The 20449-nt window shown below is 58.1% G+C and carries 22 protein-coding genes; 7 read left to right on the forward strand and 15 right to left on the reverse strand.

The window, feature by feature from the left end; all coding sequences use genetic code 11:
• The coding region (locus tag HGP17_RS32545; protein WP_168814815.1) for a TOBE domain-containing protein at window positions 1–338 on the forward strand (338 nt) is incomplete at its 5' end.
• 231 nt (window positions 339–569) lie between these two features.
• On the opposite strand, the gene HGP17_RS32550 is transcribed toward HGP17_RS32545, so the two are convergent.
• The 6 genes from HGP17_RS32550 to bioB all read right to left on the reverse strand — a co-directional run bounded on the left by HGP17_RS32550 (window position 570) and on the right by bioB (window position 7175).
• Window positions 570–1919, reverse strand: a complete 1350-nt coding sequence (locus tag HGP17_RS32550) for a pilus assembly protein TadG-related protein (RefSeq protein ID WP_281412810.1) — start codon at window positions 1917–1919, stop codon at window positions 570–572.
• A 220-nt stretch (window positions 1920–2139) separates the two neighbouring features.
• Window positions 2140–3129 carry a beta-ketoacyl-ACP synthase III gene (locus HGP17_RS32555; protein ID WP_168816031.1) on the reverse strand — a complete coding sequence of 330 codons (990 nt, stop codon included), beginning with the start codon at window positions 3127–3129 and terminating at the stop codon, window positions 2140–2142.
• Window positions 3126–4394, reverse strand: a complete 1269-nt coding sequence (locus HGP17_RS32560; RefSeq protein WP_168816033.1) for an adenosylmethionine--8-amino-7-oxononanoate transaminase — start codon at window positions 4392–4394, stop codon at window positions 3126–3128. Before HGP17_RS32560 ends, HGP17_RS32555 begins: the two co-directional genes overlap by 4 nt.
• Complete coding sequence (gene bioD / locus HGP17_RS32565) at window positions 4391–5029, reverse strand: dethiobiotin synthase (protein ID WP_168816035.1); 639 nt, start codon at window positions 5027–5029, stop codon at window positions 4391–4393. Before bioD ends, HGP17_RS32560 begins: the two co-directional genes overlap by 4 nt.
• The gene (locus HGP17_RS32570) at window positions 5026–6174 is read right to left on the reverse strand and encodes an 8-amino-7-oxononanoate synthase (RefSeq protein ID WP_168816037.1); all 1149 of its coding nucleotides are present in this window, start codon (window positions 6172–6174) and stop codon (window positions 5026–5028) included. The genes bioD and HGP17_RS32570 overlap by 4 nt, the downstream gene beginning before the upstream one ends.
• Window positions 6171–7175 (reverse strand): biotin synthase BioB, encoded by a 1005-nt coding sequence (gene bioB / locus HGP17_RS32575; RefSeq protein ID WP_168816039.1) that lies wholly within the window; start codon window positions 7173–7175, stop codon window positions 6171–6173. The genes HGP17_RS32570 and bioB overlap by 4 nt, the downstream gene beginning before the upstream one ends.
• A 335-nt stretch (window positions 7176–7510) precedes the next feature.
• Here bioB and HGP17_RS32580 point away from each other — a divergent pair, with 335 nt between their 5' ends.
• Window positions 7511–8503: a Gfo/Idh/MocA family oxidoreductase gene (locus HGP17_RS32580; protein ID WP_168816042.1), complete on the forward strand. Its 993-nt coding sequence runs from the start codon at window positions 7511–7513 to the stop codon at window positions 8501–8503.
• An 81-nt stretch (window positions 8504–8584) separates the two neighbouring features.
• Here the strand turns inward: HGP17_RS32580 and HGP17_RS32585 are convergent, their stop codons facing one another.
• Window positions 8585–9403: an SDR family oxidoreductase gene (locus HGP17_RS32585; protein WP_168816044.1), complete on the reverse strand. Its 819-nt coding sequence runs from the start codon at window positions 9401–9403 to the stop codon at window positions 8585–8587.
• Here HGP17_RS32585 and HGP17_RS32590 point away from each other — a divergent pair.
• The gene (locus HGP17_RS32590) at window positions 9397–10410 is read left to right on the forward strand and encodes an AraC family transcriptional regulator (RefSeq protein WP_246704318.1); all 1014 of its coding nucleotides are present in this window, start codon (window positions 9397–9399) and stop codon (window positions 10408–10410) included. The genes HGP17_RS32585 and HGP17_RS32590 overlap by 7 nt on opposite strands.
• A 47-nt stretch (window positions 10411–10457) precedes the next feature.
• Here the strand turns inward: HGP17_RS32590 and HGP17_RS32595 are convergent, their stop codons facing one another.
• Window positions 10458–11585, reverse strand: coding sequence for an NADH oxidase (locus HGP17_RS32595; protein ID WP_168816046.1), 1128 nt, complete (start codon window positions 11583–11585; stop codon window positions 10458–10460).
• On the opposite strand from HGP17_RS32595, the gene HGP17_RS33870 reads away from it, so the two are divergent.
• The gene (locus HGP17_RS33870) at window positions 11542–12261 is read left to right on the forward strand and encodes a hypothetical protein (protein WP_246704319.1); all 720 of its coding nucleotides are present in this window, start codon (window positions 11542–11544) and stop codon (window positions 12259–12261) included. The two genes, HGP17_RS32595 and HGP17_RS33870, sit on opposite strands and share 44 nt — an antisense overlap.
• Before the next feature lie 110 nt (window positions 12262–12371).
• Here HGP17_RS33870 and HGP17_RS32605 read toward each other — a convergent pair whose 3' ends face one another.
• Complete coding sequence (locus tag HGP17_RS32605) at window positions 12372–12755, reverse strand: nuclear transport factor 2 family protein (RefSeq protein WP_168816050.1); 384 nt, start codon at window positions 12753–12755, stop codon at window positions 12372–12374.
• Window positions 12756–12926: 171 nt separating this feature from the next.
• On the opposite strand from HGP17_RS32605, the gene HGP17_RS32610 reads away from it, so the two are divergent.
• Both HGP17_RS32610 and HGP17_RS32615 read left to right on the forward strand, forming a co-directional pair.
• The gene (locus tag HGP17_RS32610; protein ID WP_168816051.1) at window positions 12927–13832 is read left to right on the forward strand and encodes a LysR family transcriptional regulator; all 906 of its coding nucleotides are present in this window, start codon (window positions 12927–12929) and stop codon (window positions 13830–13832) included.
• A 123-nt stretch (window positions 13833–13955) separates the two neighbouring features.
• Window positions 13956–14705, forward strand: a complete 750-nt coding sequence (locus tag HGP17_RS32615; RefSeq protein ID WP_168816052.1) for an SDR family oxidoreductase — start codon at window positions 13956–13958, stop codon at window positions 14703–14705.
• A gap of 82 nt (window positions 14706–14787) precedes the next feature.
• On the opposite strand, the gene HGP17_RS32620 is transcribed toward HGP17_RS32615, so the two are convergent.
• The 5 genes from HGP17_RS32620 to HGP17_RS32640 all read right to left on the reverse strand — a co-directional run bounded on the left by HGP17_RS32620 (window position 14788) and on the right by HGP17_RS32640 (window position 18774).
• Window positions 14788–15597, reverse strand: a complete 810-nt coding sequence (locus tag HGP17_RS32620) for an IclR family transcriptional regulator (RefSeq protein WP_168816053.1) — start codon at window positions 15595–15597, stop codon at window positions 14788–14790.
• 166 nt (window positions 15598–15763) lie between these two features.
• Window positions 15764–16534 carry an amino acid ABC transporter ATP-binding protein gene (locus HGP17_RS32625; protein WP_168816054.1) on the reverse strand — a complete coding sequence of 257 codons (771 nt, stop codon included), beginning with the start codon at window positions 16532–16534 and terminating at the stop codon, window positions 15764–15766.
• Window positions 16535–16547: 13 nt separating this feature from the next.
• Window positions 16548–17207 (reverse strand): amino acid ABC transporter permease, encoded by a 660-nt coding sequence (locus HGP17_RS32630; RefSeq protein WP_168816055.1) that lies wholly within the window; start codon window positions 17205–17207, stop codon window positions 16548–16550.
• A 4-nt stretch (window positions 17208–17211) separates the two neighbouring features.
• Window positions 17212–17874 (reverse strand): amino acid ABC transporter permease, encoded by a 663-nt coding sequence (locus tag HGP17_RS32635; protein WP_168816056.1) that lies wholly within the window; start codon window positions 17872–17874, stop codon window positions 17212–17214.
• Between the two features lie 57 nt (window positions 17875–17931).
• Window positions 17932–18774 (reverse strand): transporter substrate-binding domain-containing protein, encoded by an 843-nt coding sequence (locus HGP17_RS32640; protein ID WP_168816057.1) that lies wholly within the window; start codon window positions 18772–18774, stop codon window positions 17932–17934.
• Between the two features lie 434 nt (window positions 18775–19208).
• On the opposite strand from HGP17_RS32640, the gene HGP17_RS32645 reads away from it, so the two are divergent.
• Entirely contained in the window at window positions 19209–19403 is a 195-nt protein-coding gene (locus HGP17_RS32645; protein ID WP_168816058.1) for a hypothetical protein, read from the forward strand.
• A gap of 94 nt (window positions 19404–19497) precedes the next feature.
• Here HGP17_RS32645 and HGP17_RS32650 read toward each other — a convergent pair whose 3' ends face one another.
• Complete coding sequence (locus HGP17_RS32650) at window positions 19498–20157, reverse strand: hypothetical protein (RefSeq protein ID WP_168816061.1); 660 nt, start codon at window positions 20155–20157, stop codon at window positions 19498–19500.
• Window positions 20158–20449 lie beyond the last annotated feature (292 nt).

The following is a 20449-nucleotide window of genomic DNA, read 5'->3' on the forward strand; positions in this document are numbered from 1 at the left end:
CCGACGGCGAGCCGGTCAGGCTGCCGATCGCACCCGGCCGCGAGCAGCTCGAAGCCCATGCCGGCCGTCCCGTCGTCTTCGGCATCCGCCCCGAGGCGCTGACCGACCCGGATGGCGCCGACCGCAATGCGCAGACCGTCTCCGAGAACGACTGCCTGATCGAGGTGGTCGAACCCGCCGGCTCCGACACCTTCGCCGTCATCAAGCTCGGCGGCAAGGAAGTCGTCGCTCGCCTGCGCGCCGATGCCCGCATCCACGCAGGCCAACACGCACGCCTCGCATTCAACCTCGACAAGGCCGTCTTCTTCGATCCAAACTCTCAACTCAGAATCGCTTGAACGGGGGATTGAGACCGGTATTCCATCATCTTCGTCGGCGCGGTTTTGAGAAAGGACCGCGCCGATTGCTGTTTTATGATCACAGGCGAGGCGGTTCTGTTTTCCAGACGCCGATTCCTCTCCGTCAGTCTCTCAGCAACCGCCTCACGAGATCGCAGGCGAGTTGCCGAAAGGAGAGGGTCTGGATCATGGGCGCGATTATACCCATGAAACGGCTGGCCGCCTCTTGTGTCAGCTCGACAGGCGTAGATTGGTGTTTGACGCCTTGACGAAAAGCGCATTCATCGCCGCTTGGAGGTCATCCGAGGGGCTGACTTCGAAATAGAGATTGTCGGACGCGCATTGCTTCAGCTGCGGGCCGATATGAGTCGCGAAAGGATTGATATAGGTATCCCATAGATGATCGCCGGTCAGCGGCACGTAGGTCGTGTAGAGGATGGCGATCTTGATATTGCGGCTCTTGAGTGCATTGCATTGAGCCAAGTTGATGGGTTCGATACAGCGTTTCGAATCCGCCCAGCCGCCGCCACAGGTCGTCGTCTGCAAGGCGTCACTGACGCCGTCCGTGACGAAGAAGAGAACCTGCTGTCTATTGGAGGAACTACTGCCCGTTCCGCCCGTTGAGGGCATCTCCTTGCCGATATCGGTCAAGGCGGTATCAAAGCTGGTGAGCGCATCGTCGTTGTAGCTATGGTGCGGCGTCACCATCAACTGTATCTGACCTGCTGCATTGCTTGCCGATGCCAGATCGGATGTCAATCCGATGATCTTCTGGATGGAATAGCCGGACTCGGATGCCATGCTGCCAAGTGTATATGCGGCGACCCGGAACTGGCCGGGTGTATTCTGCGAGGTATTGACTGTACTCAGCAGCGTATTGACCGATTTGGTCACCACATCGATGCGCAGGGTAACATTGTTGGCGCGGGCGATCAGATAGTCGCTATTCGGATCTTCATGAAAATTGCCGTTATTGTCGATGCTGCCCATATGACAGGCAAAGGCACAGTTTCGTCCGGCGGCATCGCCGGAGTTCGCCGTGGCGGTCTTCAGCTTATTGATATCCTGCTGCGTTGCGCCAATTCCCATCGAAGGAGAGTTATCGAGCAACATATAGAAATCGCTATAGCTCTCACTCTTGTAGACTGCCGTTGCACTACCGGAAACCGGCACTGTCATGTCGCCAAGGATCTGCATGAATGTTGTCGGAACCTGCGCCGAGAATGTCACTGTTGACGAGATGCTGCCGCCAGACTTCGTGACTTTGACTGACACATCCAGCGGCAGCTGGGAGAGTTCGAATGTCCTCTGACCGAAAAAGATGTTCTTTCCATCTGTATCGCCCAATGTGATTTCGCCGTCCTGCGTCATCTTCTGGGCCTGCGCGAGTGCTGGCGAGGAGTCCGAGATCGCACCCACCGCTGCTGCATCGGCGGCTTCCATCAACTGAGTGCGGATCTGATAGGCATTGGTGAGGTCGACGGCCATGCCTGCACAGCCTATGACGGGGATGATAAGCAGAGCTGTCAATACGCCGAAATTACCGCGGCGGTCTTTAAAGAAATTCTGAAATAAAGACATTTTAGTCTAAAACCTTTAGCGGGCTAACCCTTTGATAGAGTTACCTCTTACAGGTCTTTGCTTTATTAAGAGTTAGGAGACGACAGATTAGCTGCAATATAGGTGCGAAAGTTAGGAAATGTCTTCATTTTCTCGTGATGTATTTGTATTTGGCGCGTCTCTTAGTTGCTTCTCTATGGGTCTGCAGCAAATTCGCGAGGTATGTGAGATTTGCCTGATGTTATATGCGAACGACGGCAGCACCTCCGGAGAATCCGGCACCGGCTGCTGTCATGAGCAAGGTTTCTCCGCTGCCGAACCGCTTGTTGCAATTGGCGATAGAGAGCGAGAGCGGGATCGTCGCTGCCGACGAATTGCCATAGGTTTCAATCGTGCGCACCGTTCGTGCCGGATCGATGGTCAGATTGGCGCAGACCGCATCGAACATCCGTGCATTCGCCTGATGCGGGATGAAATGATCAATTTCGCCGGTGGCGATTCCAACGTCCGTCAGCGCACGTCGCGACGTCTCGGTCATCATGTCGACTGCTCTGGAGAAAACCATGCGGCCATCCCGCATCGACATCAGATAATCCTCCGAGCCGATCTCCCTGGAAAAGGGGCGGCTGCTTCCCCCCGCCGGGGTCTGGATCAGATCGTAGCCGCTTCCGTCGGATGACAGATCTACGGAAAGAAGGCCGCGTCGAGGATCGTGCGCGGGCTTGAGCACAACGGCGCCGGCGGCATCGGCGAAAAGTACCGCGCTCGCTCTTTCGGCAGGATTGATGCGGCGACTGAGGATGTTCGCCGCGACGATCAGCACGGCGCGGCCATGCGTCCTGACGAAACCGTCGCCGAGGGCAAGTGCATACAGAAATCCGGAGCAGGCGCCGGCAAGATCGATGGCGCCCGATCTCGCAAGGCCGAGCTTATGGGCGAGAAGCGGTGCCGAGGGCGGCAGCAGATGGTCGGGCGTCGAAGTCGCAAGCAGCGTCAGCGCGATATCCTCGCCAGCTATGTCAGCGTCTTCGATTGCCATTCTTCCGGCGGCGGCGGCAAGCTCGCTCAGCGTCTCGCCATCTTCGGCCCAATACCGCGTTCTGATGCCGGTCCGCCGTTCGATCCAGCCAGCTTCCAGCCCAAGGCTCAGCTCGATTTCCGCGTTGTGCACGCACCGGCCTGGCACGGCGTGACCAAAGCCTGCCATGCGCGAAGAACGGCCGCCGTTCATTGTGCGTGTTCCAGAGCGATCGCCGCGACTTCGCCGATGGTGTCGTAGGCATATTCAAGCTCGCTCGTGGTGACACAATAGGGCGGCATCAGATAGAGAACATTGCCCAGGGGACGGATGAGCAGTCCGCGATCGCGAAACAGCCTGCGCATATGCGGGCCGACCTTCGCGAGATAGCCGCCCGCCGGAACGATGAGATCGAGTGCTGCGATCGTGCCCAGTTGCCGGATGTTGGCAAACCGCGCATCGGCCTCGTATCGGAGGAGATTCAGCCTGTGCGCAGTCTCGAGATCCCGGATGCGTTCGATCACGGGCTCGTTTCGCCAGACCTCGAGATTGGCAACCCCTGCGGCGCAGGCGATCGGGTTGGCGGTATAGGAACTCGAATGGAAGAAGGTTTTGCGCCGATCGGTTGACAGATGGGCGTCGAAGATATCGCCGGTCGCAAGTGTTGCCGCCAGTGGCAGCGCGCCACCGGTCAGACCTTTCGACGTGCAGAGAATGTCGGGCGTCAAGCCGGCCTGTTCGCAGGCGAACATCGTTCCGGTTCGACCCCAGCCGGTCATCACCTCGTCGGCAATGAAAAGGCAACCGTGCTGCTCGGCAATCTTCTTCAATCCTGCCAGCAACGTGGCGCCGTAAATCTTCATGCCGCCGGCGCCGAGGATTAGCGGCTCTATCAGCAGGGCCGCGACGCGACCGGTACGGCAGAACGCCTCGAACCGATCGAGTGTGTCCTGCTCTGAGTTCGCTTCCGGAAAGGGAAGCCTGTCGACACCAAATAGCAGCGGTTCATAGGCGGCGTTGAAGACGCCGCGTTCTCCGGTCGACATCGTGCCGATCGTATCGCCGTGATAGCCGTGCTCCATGACAACGATCCGGTCGCGCGGTTCTCCCTGGTTGTGAAAATAGCCGAGCGCCATTTTGACCGCGACTTCTACCGCGGTCGAACCGCTATCGGAATAAAAAACATGCTTTAATCCCGCAGGCGCAATCCCGATCAATCCTTCCGCGAGCCGCTCGGCCGCCTCATGCGAGAATTCGGCGAAGATGATCTGGTCATAGGCTTCGGTTGCTGCTCGAATTGCCTCCATGATCGTCGGGTGGCGGTGGCCATGGGTGATGACCCACCAGGACGAGATCGCATCGAGGATACGATTGCCGTCTTCATCCGTGAGATAAGCACCTTGCGTGGACGCGATGCGCTTCATCGGCGGTTCGAGTGCATGCTGGGTAAAGGGATGCCAGACGGTCGAACGGTTCATGGCCACGACTCCGAAAAAGTGCTCACATTAAAATTGTCGCGAAAGGCTCGATGGAGTGCGTCGGCATCGATGTCCGCCATCCATGGCAGACGTCCGAGCAGGCGGCAGCGGCCCATCTTTTCGATGATGCGTTGCGTTTCCGAATTTTCGTCGCCGACAAAGGCAATGCCGAACACCGGAGTGTTGCGTTGCCTCAAGGCCTCGAGCGACAGCAATGTGTGATTGATCGTGCCCAACGACGTCCGCGCACAGAGAATGACGGGGATCTGCCAGCGCGCAAAGAGATCGGCGAAGACGAGGTCGTCCGTCAACGGGACCAGAAGTCCGCCAGCGCCTTCGATGATCAGCGGTCCCTCGACCTCTGGCGGCTGGAGCCGCGCGCTTTCGATCTCAACGCCGTCGAGACGAGCGGAAAGATGTGGCGAGGCGGGCGTTCTTAGGCGATAGGCCTCCGGCAGAATCTGTTGGGGAGAGACGCCGCTCAGCCGCAGTACAGTTTCGCTGTCGGTCTCCTCGTCCAGACCTGACTGGACGGGCTTCCAGTAGCGGGCGTTGAGAGCTCCGGTCAGGCCGGCTGAAAAAATCGTCTTGCCTATCCCCGTATCGGTGCCGGTTACGACGTATCGGGGCATCATGCTTTCTCTCCATCCATTATGGTTGCGAGGCATTCGATCATGTCGGCGATCTGGCCCTCATCGATATTGAGCGTGATGGAAACGCGCAGCCGTGCCGTGCCTTCGGGCACCGTTGGCGGCCGGATGGCCCTGACATCGAAGCCTTCGCTGCGCATGCGCTCGGCAATGCGCAACGCAGCCGCATTGTCGCCAATCATGATCGGCAGGATCTGCGAGCCGCTACCCGAATTGAGTCCGAGTTTCGACCGCAATCGATCGCCGGCAAAATCTTTCAGCGCGGTGAGACGGCTGCGGCGCTCGGGCTCGTCTTCGATCATGTGCAGCGCTTCGCGCACGCCCGCCGCCATCAGTGGCGACGGTGCCGTGGAATAGATGAAGCTGCGGGCGCGATTGACCATATAGTCGGCCAGCACGCCCGGCAGCCCCAACAGCGCACCGGACATGCCGAGTGCTTTGCCGCAAGTATGCAGCACGAGCACATTGCCGGCGGTCTCCAGATCCGAAGCAAGACCGCGACCACCAGGGCCGAAAACGCCGGTGGCATGTGCCTCGTCGACGACAAGAAGTCCGCCGTGCCGGTCCGCCAATTCCTTAAGGTCGAAGAGCGGTGCCCGATCTCCATCCATCGAATAGAGGCTTTCAACGGCGATCCAGACGCACCTCCTGCCGCCCCGCTTGCGCCAAATCCCGATCGCCTTGTCGAACGCCTCGACATCGTTATGTGGCACGGCCAAAGTTTCCGCCTTGCTTGCCGAAATACCGTCACGAGCGCTCGCGTGAATAAGGGTATCGTAGACGATGAGGTCGCCGCGTTGCGGCAAGCAGGAAAAAAGCGCGACGTTTGCGGCAAAGCCGCTGCCGAAATAGAGCACTCTTTCCGTTGCGAAGAATGCAGCCGCCTCCGTCTCCAAGGCTTCGTGCATCCAGTGATTGCCCCGTAACAGTCGGGAGCCGCCGGCGCCGGCAGGTACGCCAGCCTCCAGCGCTGCCGATATTGCTGCTTTCATGCGCGGCGCGTTGGCAAGCCCGAGATAGTCGTTCGAGGTAAAGTCCGCGCCCTGGTGCGGCACGAGATCGCGAATTCTCGACCTGCGCCTGAGACCGGCAAGTGTTGCCTCATGGCGGCCAAAGGCCGGCGCGCTCAACGCAACGGCTCCAGGGGCATGGATTTCAGGCCAAGCTTGCGGAACAGCGCGCTATCGTGATCCTCGCCGGGATTCTCCGTTGTCAAAAGCGTTTCGCCAACGAAGATCGAATTGGCTCCGGCAAAGAAGCAAAGTGCCTGCATTTCGTCGCTCATGCTTGTGCGCCCCGCAGACAGGCGCACGTGCGAAGACGGCATGAGAATCCGTGCGAGCGCGACTGTGCGGATGAAATCGATCGGATCGACCGGCGCGGCATCGCCGAGCTTGGAGCCGGGGATCGGTATCAGCATGTTGATTGGCACGCTTTCTGGTGGCGTGGGCAAATTGGCGAGTGTCACGAGCATCGAAATGCGGTCCTCGATCGTCTCGCCCATGCCCAGGATGCCGCCCGAGCAGACCTTGATGCCCGCATTGCGCACGTTGGCAAGCGTATCCAGCCGGTCCTGGAACGTTCGCGTCGTGATGATCTGCGAATAATAGCGCTCTGACGTATCGACATTGTGGTTGTAGTAATCGAGGCCTGCCTCGGCGAGTTTTGCCGATTGTTCAGCCGTAAGCATCCCGAGCGTGATGCAGGTTTCCATCCCGAGCGCACGGACGCCTTCGACCATGGCGACAAGCGCGTCCATATCGCGGTCCTTGGGATTGCGCCACGCAGCGCCCATGCAATAGCGCGTCGCCCCTTTTTCCTGCGCCTTGCGGGCCTCGGTGAGCACGCGCTCAACTTCCATGAGTTTGGATGCCTTAAGGCCCGTCGGGTTGTGGGCGGACTGGCTACAATAGCCGCAGTCTTCAGGACAGCCGCCGGTTTTGATCGACAGAAGCTGGCTCATCTGGATGGCGTTGGGATCGAAATTCCTGCGATGGACTTCGTGGGCACGGAACAAGAGATCGTTGAAGGGTAAATTATAGATAATTTGTGCGTTCTCGATCGTTGTTGTAGGCGTGGCGGTCGAGAAATGCGTTGAATCATCCTGTTTTGATATCGGAAGCTGATCCATAAGAGTCCTCCTTGAGCGAATCTATAGATATCCAAATAATTTTATCTATTATTTTTGACAAGAGGGTATTGCGCAAGAGGCCATGGGCTGTAGCGCTGCGATCTCGAATGCAACCAAGCAATCGCGAAGTAGGCTGTAGCTTTGGCGAGGGATGCGCGCTCGACCTCTGTTGTCCCTGTATCCCAGGTAAAATTCTGCCGACGAGGTCGTTCGCTTCTCAAGATGTCGACGGTCAAGGCATGGCAGATTTTCTGCTCTGAATGGCAGTTTTTGAACACTTTCCACTTGGCCGGCCAGCGCTTATGGCTTGAACACTCAGGTAGGAGGAAAGCACATTGCTGCGTTGGGGATTTCTGGGCACGAGCTTTATTTCGCACACGATGGCGCGGGCGATTGCCAATAGCGACAATTCGCAACTGCTGGCGGTTTACGGCCGTGACCCTGGAAGATTGCAGGCTTTCGCAAGCGAGTATGGCGTTGCGCGGTGCTATGAGAGCATCGAGGCGCTCGCCGCTGACGCCGATGTGGATGTCGTCTATGTCGGCTTGCCAAACGATGTTCACGCCGCGGCCGTCATCAGTGTGGCAGCGCAGGGAAAAGCCATTCTTTGCGAAAAGTCCCTGACGACGGATAGGGATGATGCCAATGCGCTGGCCCGCGCCGTCAGTCAAAGCGGCGCGTTCTTCGTGGAGGGGCTGATGTATCTCAGTCACCCGCTGATCGCAGCTTTTGGCGATGTCATCGCGTCGGGACGATTGGGGCGCTTGCGGACCATTTCCGCCACCTATGCGGCCGACATATGGAATGTCGTCAATCCGAATGGCGGCGGGACGATTTTCAATCTCGGCTGCTATCCGGCCTCGCTGCTGCATTATGTCCTGCAGACGGCCTTCGGCGATGGTGCCTTTTCGCAAAGGCAGATGTCAGCCTTCGGCAATCGATCGTCTAAGGACGGAAATATTTGTGATACGACGGCGCTCGTGCAATTTGAAAGCGGCCTGCTTGCGTCGCTCGCCAGCACGGATAGTTTCGGCATGTCGCACGACTTCACCGTGCGTGGAGAGCTTGGCTCCGTCCGTTTCGTCACCAATCCATGGCTTCCGGTCGCCGGTGAAAACAGCTTTGAGGTAGAGATCTACGGGCAAGCTCCGGAAAAGACGGTCTTGATCTCCAGATACGATGCCTTCGATTCCCAGGTGCAGATGGTCGAAAACTGCCTCGGCAACGGACGCACTGAGGCACCGCGGCCGTCGCCGAGAATGAGGGATTCACTCGATATCATGGGCTTCCTGACGGAGTGGCAGGCTCTTGCCGCCAAAACGGCATAGGCTGGTAGCGCTAGTGAAGCGGGCCGATCTGCGGACTTTGGCTTCGGCGCGATTGCCGAAGCCGTTTGCTGTACTGAGGGGTTACGGCACGAAGAGTTCCCGCATCCGGGTCAGGTAAGCCTCCTCCGATGTTGGCCATCTCAAGGATGCGAGCAGTTCGGAATCCGCGCCCGCGGGATAGCGAAGACGGTTGCTGCCATCGCTCGCGGCTTCGAAGGCTGCAGCTGCGACTTCGGTTTCCTTGCAATAGTCGGTCGGATAATGCGCCATCTTCTGGAAGTAGCGCTGCGCATAGTCCTGATAGTCATGCGGGATGAGGCCGTCCATGCGCGTTGCGGCGTTGGCACCAAACCGTGTCGTCGGCGCAAGCCCGGGTTCCACCAGCTTGGCTCTGATATTGAATGGCAGCAATTCGTTGGCGACGGATTCGGTAAATCCCTCGATCGCGCATTTGCTTGCCACATAGACGGAAACGAGCGGATAAGTTGGCGCGATCGCCGCACTTGAGGTGACGTTGACGATCGTGCCGCCTCCTTGTTTGCGCATGAGCGGAATGATCGCGCGGCATGTTGCAAAGACGCCGAACGTATTGGTGTCGAACAGCTCCCTTATCGTCTCGTCGGGCGTCGCCTCGAAGGCGGATGCCAATCCGATACCGGCATTGTTGATCAAGGCGTCGATCCCGCCGAAATGGTCCTTCGCCTGTGCGATCGTTTCGTCGATCGATGCGGTATCGGTCACATCGAGCGGAAACACTTTCAACCGATCGCTTTTTGCAAAGGCAGTTGCGGACGGCTTTCTCATCGTCGCGGCAACGTTCCATCCTTGCGTTAGAAAATGCTGCGCTATGGCGAGGCCGTAGCCGGAAGACGTACCCGTGATCAGAACTGTTTTTGACATTTTTCAATCTCCTTTTCCATCATTATGGACAAAGTGATCGGACAATCTATAATCAATCATCCATATTTATTTACTGTTTGGCCAAAATGGACCCGTTAACGAGCATCATATCCGTCCTGAAACCCGCCACCGTCGTCTCCAAGAAAATCACCGCGAGCGGGCGATGGGGTGTTCAATATGATGCTTACGAGGCTCCAAGTTTCGCCATCGTCATCGAAGGGCGCTGTCTCCTTTCGTTGGACGGGGCGCCGCCCTTCGAGTTGTCTCGTGGCGATTTCGTGCTGATCCCGCGGATGCCGGCCTTCTGTCTCACAAGCGATCCGGACGCGATGTTATTGAAAGGGGTGCCCTCCGCCGATGCGGTGCATCATGGCGATCAGGATTCCGCGCCTGACTTTCAGATGCTTGGCGGTTCGTTCGAAGTGGGGCAACTCAACAAGGCGCTGTTGCAACCCCTTCTGCCCAGTGTGATCCATGTCTGGGCCAGCGAAACCGATACAAGCCGTCTGGCACGGACGATAGATCTCATTGTCGATGAGTCGGCGGCCGATCGGCCGGGGCGAGATATGATCGTTCGCAGTCTTCTGGAAGTCGTGCTCATCGAAGCGCTTCGCTCCGCTTTCCTCGGAGCCAATTCTCTTGACCCCGGCCTGTTCGCCGGCATGCGCGATCCCGGTATCGCCCGGTCGCTCCATGCCATGCATGGCGAGCCCTCTCGCGCCTGGACCGTTGTGGAACTGGCAGCACTTGCGGGGATGTCACGATCGTCGTTTTCGGACCGCTTCTCGGAGTTGGTGGGGCGGGCGCCGAAGGATTATCTTTCCAACTGGCGCATGACCTTGGCAATCGACGCCTTGGGCCGGAACGAGGCTTCCCTGAGCCAAATTGCGGAGGAGGCAGGTTACGAATCGGCAAGCGCTTTCAGCACTGCGTTCCGCCGTCGAATAGGGTGTTCTCCCGGCGCGTTTGCCAAGTCCATGCGCGCCAATCAACTGCTGTCTCGTTGATAACGGGGCAGATGACTATCACGTGCCTGCTTCGATAATCGACGCCATCAGCAGTGTTTCCCTCGCACGACGAGAAACTTACTGCCGGTAGCCGGCTTCCCATATCGAGCGATCTCGTGCGGGTTCAGCATATCCGCAAGTGCGATCTCCGCGGCGTAATCCGTCCGGAATATCGTCGTCAACTCGTTCAACATGCGTGCACGGAGCGCGTCAGTAGCGTTCGCGCCGATCTTCGCGAGATGCCAGCTCATCAACCATCCGCCAACGCTCCACGCCGTGCCGATATTGGTTCTCAACACCCGGTCACCGGGATCGAGCAGGCCGTAGACGTAGACTTGTTTATGCACAGGCGATCCGTAGCGGCTGAACTGCGCCGATTTCCGTGACTGCGCGATTTCCATGGCATGAAGGATATCGGAGGCCATCGTGCCGCCGCCGATCGCATCGAAGGCAAGCGTGGCATCCGTCTGTTCGATCGCGTCGAGCAATCGGGCGGGGAAATCGTTCCACGCGGAATTCACGACATGGATGGCGCCTGCCTGTCGAAGCAGAGCCACTTGCTCGTCACTGCGCACGATGTTGACGAGCGGAATACCGTCGGTCAGGCACAAGCGGTTGAGCATCTGACCAAGGCTGGATGCGGCTGCGGTATGGACGAGCGCGGAATGTCCCTCGCGTTTCATGGTATCGACCATGGAAAGAACGGTCATCGGGTTGATAGATGCGGATGCACCCTCGTGTGGCGACATTCCAGTCGGCAGCACGATGCAATCGGTGAGCTTCGCCGTGCGATACTCGGCAAACATGCGGTCCCGCAGGGCGACCGAGCGGCCGAGCAGATGCTCGGCGCCGGCTCCAGCCTGGACGACGATGCCGGCGCCTTCATTGCCAACAAGGAGTGGTTGATCAAGCCTTGCAGCCACGCCAGCCAGTTTTTCCGCAGGAACCCTTGCCCTGACGAGCGGCACGCCGTCTCGTTCGAGAAATTCAAAGGACGCGGGATCTGCAGGGCCGAACATCACGAGGATGTCCGCGGGATTGATGGGCGCGGCGATCCGCACCAGCACCTCACCGGCCTCAGGCGAGGCTACTTCCTGCCTTATCAAGGCGAGTTCCAGCCATGCGTCCGAAGTGATCGTCGAGCGCAGTTCCATTCCCGAAAGGGTTTCAGCCATTGTCTTGAGACTCTCGATTTTTGGGGTTCGCGAGGCCGTTCAGGAGGAGAGTGAGCACCAAATCGGCCAACTTCCCTTCCGGCAAATTTGTCTCCGCTTTCCGATCGACCACGAACGAGGCGAGGCCATGAAGTGCCGACCAGACGGTCAGATGCGCGGTTTCCAACCCTTCCGTATTCTCCGGATGAAAGGAGAATGCAGCCGCTGCTGCACCTCGCTGCAAGAGGCCGACAAGCACGGTCTTTGCCTTCGCGCCGGCTTCGATCGTGACATCGGGCCTGTTTTGGTGCCCATCCGCAAGCATTGGACCGAACATCAAACGGTAAAGCGCTGGGTTGTCGCTTGCAAAATCGACATAGGCATTGGCCAGGCGGAAAAGGGCTTGTTTCGCGTCTGGCTCGTCCGCTATCGCCGCAAAAAGGTGCTGTTGCAAGAGCCGAAAGCCACTTGCAGCGACCTCCGCCAGAAGCGCGCGTTTGTCGGTGAAATGATTATAGGGCGCATTATGCGATACGCCGGCGCGCCGCGCGACTTTCCGCAAGGAGAAATCCCACGCCTGTTCCTCGGTGACAAGGTCAAGAGCTGCATCGACGAGCGCGCGGTGCAGATCGTGATGGTGATAGGCCATGGCGGTTCTTCCAATGTTGACAGTGCCCATTTAAGGCACGGAAATTGACGGTGTCAACATCGTTGGCATCCGACCACGTTGCTTGGGCTGCGAATTTGCGCTTCAGCCCACCGGCAACCGCCTCGGTATAAACGAGGCGTCGAATGCCTCAGCCTTGTTCAGCTGATATTGGTCGAATGGCTGACGAGCAGACGCCACGCCCGGTCTCCGTTGCCGCGTGTCCAAATCTCGGTTACCCGGATCTGCCTGGAAACGGTTTGACCAGAAGAGCGAACCGTCATGGAGACGGCCATGACTTTGTTGCTGATGACAAGGTCGCCATCCGTCAGGGAATAATCGGTCTTCACCGTCTCGACTGAATGATAGATATATTCCTTCCTGTTCAAAGCGGCGATGTAGGATTCGCGCGTGTCGACCACGCCGCTGGAATGGGTATAAATCAGGCGCTCGTCGAGAAGGGCGGCAATGCCATCGATGTCGCCGGCAATCATGGCGGCGGCACGTTTTTCGGCGGCAGCGTTAACGTCATTCATTTCCTGCATGTGAGCCTCTTAGCAATTGGGCGGGTCACTGGTGAAGGTAGCGCGCGAATTGAGTTTCACAGGGTCACGGCAGGTAACATCGCGTTGAACAGCGATCGGAAGATGCGCCCGGTTGGCTTGTTGCCTGGCGCCATATGGGCCACTATGCATTCCAACAGGGAATGGTAGCGCATGGATCGCTTTTCGACTTTGCAGTTGTTCGTCAGGGTGGTGGAGTGTGAAAGTTTCACAAGGGCTGCTCGCGAACTCAATCTTGGACAACCGGCCGTCAGCAAGCAAATCGCCGGTCTCGAAACCTGGCTTGGCACGCAGCTTTTAAGCAGAACCTCGCGCGGCCTTCGGCTGACGGCGGCGGGGCAGGACCTCTACGATTCGGCGGTGCGTATTCTCGACGATTTTGAAGAGGCGGAGAGCCGGATCACACGCAGCAGTGTTAACCCGTCTGGTCTGGTGAAGCTTGCCACGCCGCCTGGCTTCGCAAGCCAGTTCATCATACCGCGCCTTCCAGACTTCCTTGCGGAGTTTCCAGGGATAGCAATCGACATTTCGGTCGCGGGCCATCGGGTCGATCTTGTGCGGGAAGGCATCGATATTGCCTTGCGTGTCGACCTTTTAAGCGATTCATCGTTGATGGCGCGCAAGATCGGCAGCGTTCGCCATATAACGGTTGCGACGCCGGATTATCTTGCCAGGCATGGCACGCCGCAGAATCCGGCTGAGCTGAAATCCCACAAGCTGGTAGTGCGCCACTCCCGAGGCGCTGCCGCACTATGGCGGTTCAAGGGACCGGATGGTGAATTCTCGCTCGAGCCTTCCGGCAATTTTGCATCGGACGATTCAGAAGACATCAGGTCGGCCATACTTGCCGGCCTAGGCATAGGTCATTCGTCCAGAGCGCTGTTTGCGTCGGATCTCGCCTCGGGTCGTCTCGTTCAGATTCTCGACGAGTTCGCACCCGATTCCGTGCCTATCCATGTTTTGACGCAGAGCGGCCGTCGGCTCGCGCAACGCTTTCGGGTGGTGATCGATTTCCTTGCCAATATCTGCGCTAGTGAGCTCACCCTCCGGATAGAGTAAGCCACATCCATTCCCTCTAGGAATGGATGCTAGTCGTTCGGCCATTCTACGACTGTGTCCGCACGACGTTTAGGGTCCTTGCCGATCTGCGATAGCAGATGATGGATAAGGAAGGACGTACCTATGGGTAAATTGGACGGAAAAATTGCAGTCATCACTGGCGGCAGCACAGGTATGGGATTTGCAACCGCCAAGCTGTTTGCGCGCGAGGGCGCAAAGGTCGTCATCACCGGGCGGGATCAGGCGGCGCTTGATGCGGCAGCTCGCGACATCGGTTCGGGAGTTGCGCCATTCCGAAGCGATATTTCGAAACTATCCGATATCGACGCGCTGAAGACGCATGTCGAATCCCGATATGGTCGGCTCGATATTCTCTTTGCAAATGCTGGCGGCGGCAGGCCGATCCCGCTTCACGAGACGTCGGAAGATGATTTCGACGCGGTTGCGGATACTAACTTCAAAGGCACTTTCTTCACCGTGCAGAAGCTGGTGCCATTGATGCAGGCCGGCGCTTCTATCATTATGACGACGTCGATGCAGGATGAGAAAGGGATCCCCGGCTTTGCAATCTATTCGGCGACCAAGGCCGCGATCCGCTCGCTTGCCCGCACGCTGACGGCGGAGCTCGGTCCGACCGGCATCCGCACCAACGCCCTGTCGCCCGGCCTGATCGACACAGATATCATGCGCAAAGCCGGCCTGAGCGACGACATGATTGCCGGCGTGAAGACCCAGATGATAGCGGCAACACCGCTCCGTCGCATCGGGACAGGTGAGGATATCGCCTCGGCCGCCCTTTTTCTCGCATCAACGGATTCAAGCTATATCAGCGGCATCGAGCTGACTGCGGACGGCGGCTTCGCGCAGATCTGAAAGCATGACGCCGGGGTTCGCCGACCCGAATCCCGGCATCGACCGATGTCTGGTTGGTAAACTGAAATTCCCAGGCTTGTGATCAGGATTGGGATGCGAAGAAGCGGCTCTTCGACGAACGGAAGCCGAGTTTCTCGGAGATTTCATGGGCCGCCTTCAAAAGGCTGTCGAGATAGGCCTCGCGATTGCGCAGGCCGTCTTCCCGTGGCGTCACGAGGCAAAGCGTGGCGATGCATGCGCCCTCGGCCTGGTAAATCGGAACGGCGAAGCAGTGGGTGAAGTTTTCGACTTCGCTGTTGAAGGTGAAATACCCGTCGCTCGCCGCCTGCCGCACCTGCGCGATGAAATCCCCCGCTTCCAGTCGTTTGCCGTTCGGCAGGACAAAGTCATCCGGCGGAATGAAATCAAGAATCTCCTGATCCGAAAGATGTGCCACGAGGAGGCGGCCCGATGCCGTCCAGGGAATGGCGACAAGCTCTCCGACATTCGAGGAGATGCGAAACGGTCGAATGCCCTCACGCATCATGGCGACGGTGTATTTGTTGCCTTCGAGCAGGCACATCTGAGCGGTTTCCCGTGTTTCCTCGGCAAGCGTGCTCAGCATGCGCCCGCATTCGCGCATCAGATCGAATTGTTCGGCATAAGCCGTTCCGAGAAAATAGAGGCGGCGCCCGAGAAACACCCGGCCGTCGCCGCCCTGATAGTCGAGCATGCCATGGCCGAGCAGAAGATTGACGAGCTCGTAGATGGAGGAACGCGGTGCGCCGATTTCGTTGGCAATCTCGTTCGGACGCATCGGTTGACGCTTGACGCGCAGGAACTCGAGGATCTCGAAAGCGCGATCCAGCCCACGCATGCGTCGCGATCCAATGTCGTTTGCAGTCTCGGCCATGCTTTTCTCCGAATACTCTCAACCAGTCGCAACCGGCGCAAGGGGCATGCGCCGGCATGTTCTTGCCGATTATTCGGCGTCGATGCCGCGGAACCTCAAGACGAGGCTCCGATAGCATCGGCCTTTGCGATGGCGCAATGCCCGTGCCGGCTTGCTTTCCAGAACCTCAATTGAAACTCGATGTCTTCAGGAATTCGGCGAGCCGCTCCGTCTTCGGGCTTGCGAACATCTCCTTGGGGTTGCCCTCTTCGCAGATGACGCCCTGATTCATGAAGATGACGCGCGACGAGACTTCATAGGCAAAGCGCATCTCGTGCGTGACGAGCAGCATCGTCATGCCATCGGCGGCAAGCCCCTTGATGACCTGCAGCACTTCGCCGACCAGTTCGGGGTCCAGGGCCGAGGTGACCTCGTCGAACAGCATCAGCCGTGGCGCCATGGCAATGGCACGTGCGATCGCAACGCGCTGCTGCTGACCGCCGGAGAGCTGACCGGGATAATGGTTTGTCCTGGCGGAGAGGCCAACGCGGTCGAGCCATTTCTCCGCCAACGCGCGCGCATCCGGCTTCGACATCTTCTTGACCTTGATGAGGCCGAGCATGACGTTTTCCGCCGCACTCATATGCGGGAAGAGATTGAATTGCTGGAAGGCCATGCCGGTCAGCGCCCGTTGCCGGGCGATTTCCCTTTCGCTCTTGCGGCGACGCGCTGCGCCTTCGCCGTGATAGCCGATTTCCTCGCCATCGAGGCTTATCGTGCCGCCCTGGAATTCCTCCAGCATGTTGATGCAACGCAGCAGGGTCGTCTTGCCGGATCCGGAGGAGCCGATGATGGAAATGACCTCGCCTTCCTGAACGGCGCAATCGACGCCCTTGAGGACTTCGTTCTGGCCGTAGGTCTTACGCAGCTTTTTAATATCGAGAATAGTCTTGGCCACCAGTCGGATCTCCTCAGGACGGCAGTGCAGTCTTGCGCTCGACATATTTGCCGAAACGTTCGATGCCGAAGTTGACGATGAAATAGAGGCCGCCAGCCAGGAAATAGAACTGTAGGCTCATGAAGTTGCGGGAGATGATCTCCTGCGTGCGCAGAAGAAGCTCCGCCACGCCGATAACAGACAGAAGCGTCGACGCCTTGACCATCTCGGCTGCTGTATTGACCCAGGACGGCAGGCATTGCCTCATGGCCTGAGGCCACAAAACCGAGGTAAACGTCTGGCTGAACGTCAGGCCGATTGCCTTCGCCGCCTCGGTCTGTCCTTTCGGAATGGCCTGCAGCGCGCCACGGACGATCTCGCCGACATGCGAGGAGCAGAAGATTGCAAGGGCAAGGACGCCGGCCGAAAACGGCCCCAGATCCAAGCCGACGGCGGCGGAGACGTAGTAGCTCGCCAGCACGAGCACCAGCACGGGCGTGCCGCGTATGATGTCGGTGTAGGCGCGGATGATCAGGCGCAGAATGACATTGCCATAGACAAGCGCGAGACCGACGAAGACACCGACGACGGAGCCGGCGAGAATGGCGAGAAGAGAAATCGACACCGTCACGCCAAGCCCATTGATGATGACGTATCGGGCGATCCAGAGTTGTTCGAGAAAACTGTGAGACATGCATTTACCTCGGCAAGGCCAGCCTGCGCTCGACGAGACGCATCAGCGCGGCGATGAGGAAGCAGGTTGCGACGTAGAGCGCTGACGTGACCATCCAGGTTTCGATGACGCGAAAGCTTTCGACATTGATCTTGCGCGCAGCGAAGGTCAGCTCCGGCACGGCAATGGCGGCGGCAAGCGAGGTATCCTTGAACAGCGAGATGATGGTCGAAGACAGCGACGGAAGCACGTTGCGCAGCATCAGCGGTGCGATGATCGACCCACGGATCTGCATCGGCGTCAGGCCGATTGCGAGACCCGCCTCGGAGAGACCTTTCGGGATCGACAGCAAGCCTGCGCGAAACACTTCGGCCAGATAAGCGCCCGAGTAGATCGAGAGGACCAGCACGAAGCTTTTGATCTTGTCCAGGCGAAAGCCCATCTGCGGCAACGCGAAGAAGGCGAACAGTACCAGCACCAGGATCGGCAGATTTCGGATCACGGTCACATAGACTTGCGCCGGGATCATTGCCGCACGGCTTTTCGACGTCAGCGCGAAGGCGAGGATCAGGCCGATGAGGGCACCAATCAGAATCGATATGATCGCCAGCCCGAGACTGAGCGCCAGACCACTTATGAGAAAATCGGAGTTGCGCCAGACGGCGGCAAAATTCAGCGTGTAACCCATGTCGGGCCGCCCCTTTCAGACTGGCGGAGCGGGAGGATATCCCGCTCCGCTCGGCCATTACTTGTATTCGACCGGGAAGCCGATCTGCGGCGGGGTCAGGTCCTTGCCGAACCAGGTCTTGTAGGACTTGGCATAGCTGTCGAATTCGACGCCGGTCATGGCTTCATGAAGGGCGGTGTTGACGAAGTTCAGCCAATCCTGGTCCCCACGCTTGACGGCGCAGGCATAGGTCTGCGGGTTCCAGCCATAGCCGGCGTCCTTGTAGCGACCCGGGTTCTGCGTCATGTACCAGGCGAGCGACGACTGGTCGGTCGCAACCGCATCGGCACGACCGGATTCCAGCGCCTGGTAGATCAGGTCAACGGATTCGTACTGGTCGACCTTCGCATCCGGAAGGGCGGCGTGAACCATGGATTCTGCGTAGACGTTCTGCAGAACCGAGATGGTGACGGACGAACCTGCTGCCTTCAGCGCCGCATAGTCGGCATACTGGCCATCGGCCTTCAGCATCAGGCCGACGCCTTCGCGATAATAGGGAATGGTGAAGGCCACCTGCTGGGCGCGCTCGCCCGTCACGGTCATGAACTGGCAGGTGATGTCGACCTTGTTGGTGGTGATGTTCGGAATACGGGCGTCGGACGACTGGTTCACATACTCGATCTTGTCGGGATCGCCGAACAGTGCCTTGGCGATGATGTGGCCCATGTCGACATCGAAGCCCTGCAGCTTGTCGTCGGCGCTCTTGAAGTGCCACGGCGCGTTCGTGCTGCCGGTTCCAAGAACGAGATGGCCGCGCGCCAGCACTTCGTCGAGCTTGCTGCCATCGGCAAGGGCCGGTGTCGTGGACAGGAGTGTTGCGGCAACCAGCGACATAACGCCGGTGCGGAAAGAAATGGTCATGGTGGTCCCCTTTGGATAAGCGCTTCCTGATAATCCAATATATCGGACATGTGTCTGTTATCTCGGATAGGTGTATCAAGCGGCACGCTCGCCGACTTGTCAATAGTTTGGCGATCCAAGTGGTGTGCGTGAAAAACGGCTCGCTATGGTCGCAGAGCCACGTCGGGTGTTGATCAGCGCTGTATGCGCGGGTCGGGACGCCGCTGAAGCGATCAGAAATGGACGGAGACAGTGATTTGGAATCCACCTAGCGTTTGCGGCGGCGAACCAAGAGCAGCATCGACGTGGCGCTTGGCGCAGGCCGATCGCTTTGGCGTCGCTAAACTAGCGAGATGGTGAAGGCATTGAAGTATCTGTTCGCGCGGGCGGTCGAAGAGGGGGCCAGCTTGGCTTTGAAAGCATGCGCAGCGGTGTAGGAAATTGGACCTTTGACGATGGCGGCGGCTGATGATCTTTATGCGGTCCGGCAAGATCCCGATACGAACTGGACGGTTTTTAACAAGGTGACTGGAGAAGTCGCCGAGATCGGCGATCTCAAGCTGGTTCGCTTGACCAAGGCTGACGCCGAGGATTTCACGACGTTATTGAACTGGTTGCGATCGAGACGCCTCATATGCGGCAATCTGTAGACGCCACAGGTTCGAAGGCGCCATTATGACCGATTGATTGACGATCCTTACGAGCGAGGTCAATGCATTCCCTCGCTCGCGAAAACGATCATGTCTATTGAAATTGCGTGGTGCCGTCGGCGTTCAGCGTGACATTGCATCTGCTATGGCCGCCGGTGAAATCCACCATTGCGGCATCTATGCTGGCTTGAGTGAAGTTGATGACAGCGCCCGGCATATAAGTCCCTGTCTGGACATAGAATTTGAGAACGGGCTGGCAGTCCGTGTTGTTCATCGGGTATGCGACGACAAAATTCGACAGAATGATGCCGCCATTGGTGGAAACCGCCGATCCAACGTTGTACATTGACGGTGGGGTGAACCCTGGCGTGGTGATGCGAAAAGCCCCTGGCTGAACACCCTGATAACTGACCGGTGCGGAAAGGCCGAGCGGATTCACCGAAGCCATCGTCGAGTCATTCGAATGGCCGCCGTTGATGCCTGCAAGCTCTATAGCGCGGCTCGCGCTTGCAAATCCGGAAGGCATTCCGACTTGCGGCATGCTGTTCGCCTGCTGGATAGCGGCATGATAATTTTGCTCGACCATGAATGTCATGACTGCCCCACTCGTGTCGTAGCTTGCAAGCACCTGAGAAAAAAGGCTGTTTGAATAGGCCTGTCCACCTCCCGAAAAGATCGACGGCTGCTGGAAGAAATAGAAACTCTGTGTCTGTGGCTGACGATTTTGAACATTGATGGTGAATGTTCCGGCCATGTTCGACAACTCCTTTGGCGTTGAAAATCAAGCAAAGGGTCCCTCACGGCTGAAAGCGAATGTGCTTGCCGTCTGTTCATCGTCTTTGTCTGAAACCCTCATTCAAGGCATATAACAGCCAATGATCTAAATCAACCTATAGATGTTTGTTCTGGTTAAGAGAAAACACGCATTTGGTGTCGTAATTCAGAACGTCTGAGTGAGGCGAAAACTTGCGTCTACCGCTCCAGACAGTAGCCCGCGAAGCGAAGCTGGTGCCGACTCGGAAAATGCAATCTGGAATCATAGGACA

The organism is Rhizobium sp. P38BS-XIX, from assembly GCF_012641435.1.
Classification (GTDB): domain Bacteria; phylum Pseudomonadota; class Alphaproteobacteria; order Rhizobiales; family Rhizobiaceae; genus Rhizobium.

Coding starts and splice junctions, on each gene's coding strand:
- HGP17_RS32635 (WP_168816056.1), bottom strand. CDS start 17,874: ATGGGTTACACGCTGAATTTTGCCGCCGTCTGGCGCAACTCCGATTTT.
- HGP17_RS32550 (WP_281412810.1), bottom strand. CDS start 1,919: ATGTCTTTATTTCAGAATTTCTTTAAAGACCGCCGCGGTAATTTCGGC.
- HGP17_RS32650 (WP_168816061.1), bottom strand. CDS start 20,157: ATGGCCGGAACATTCACCATCAATGTTCAAAATCGTCAGCCACAGACA.
- bioB (WP_168816039.1), bottom strand. CDS start 7,175: ATGGATCAGCTTCCGATATCAAAACAGGATGATTCAACGCATTTCTCG.
- HGP17_RS32595 (WP_168816046.1), bottom strand. CDS start 11,585: ATGGCTGAAACCCTTTCGGGAATGGAACTGCGCTCGACGATCACTTCG.
- HGP17_RS32615 (WP_168816052.1), top strand. CDS start 13,956: ATGGGTAAATTGGACGGAAAAATTGCAGTCATCACTGGCGGCAGCACA.
- HGP17_RS32585 (WP_168816044.1), bottom strand. CDS start 9,403: ATGTCAAAAACAGTTCTGATCACGGGTACGTCTTCCGGCTACGGCCTC.
- HGP17_RS32620 (WP_168816053.1), bottom strand. CDS start 15,597: ATGGCCGAGACTGCAAACGACATTGGATCGCGACGCATGCGTGGGCTG.
- HGP17_RS32560 (WP_168816033.1), bottom strand. CDS start 4,394: ATGAACCGTTCGACCGTCTGGCATCCCTTTACCCAGCATGCACTCGAA.
- HGP17_RS32610 (WP_168816051.1), top strand. CDS start 12,927: ATGGATCGCTTTTCGACTTTGCAGTTGTTCGTCAGGGTGGTGGAGTGT.
- HGP17_RS32605 (WP_168816050.1), bottom strand. CDS start 12,755: ATGCAGGAAATGAATGACGTTAACGCTGCCGCCGAAAAACGTGCCGCC.
- HGP17_RS32630 (WP_168816055.1), bottom strand. CDS start 17,207: ATGTCTCACAGTTTTCTCGAACAACTCTGGATCGCCCGATACGTCATC.
- HGP17_RS32555 (WP_168816031.1), bottom strand. CDS start 3,129: ATGAACGGCGGCCGTTCTTCGCGCATGGCAGGCTTTGGTCACGCCGTG.
- bioD (WP_168816035.1), bottom strand. CDS start 5,029: ATGATGCCCCGATACGTCGTAACCGGCACCGATACGGGGATAGGCAAG.
- HGP17_RS32640 (WP_168816057.1), bottom strand. CDS start 18,774: ATGACCATTTCTTTCCGCACCGGCGTTATGTCGCTGGTTGCCGCAACA.
- HGP17_RS32645 (WP_168816058.1), top strand. CDS start 19,209: ATGGCGGCGGCTGATGATCTTTATGCGGTCCGGCAAGATCCCGATACG.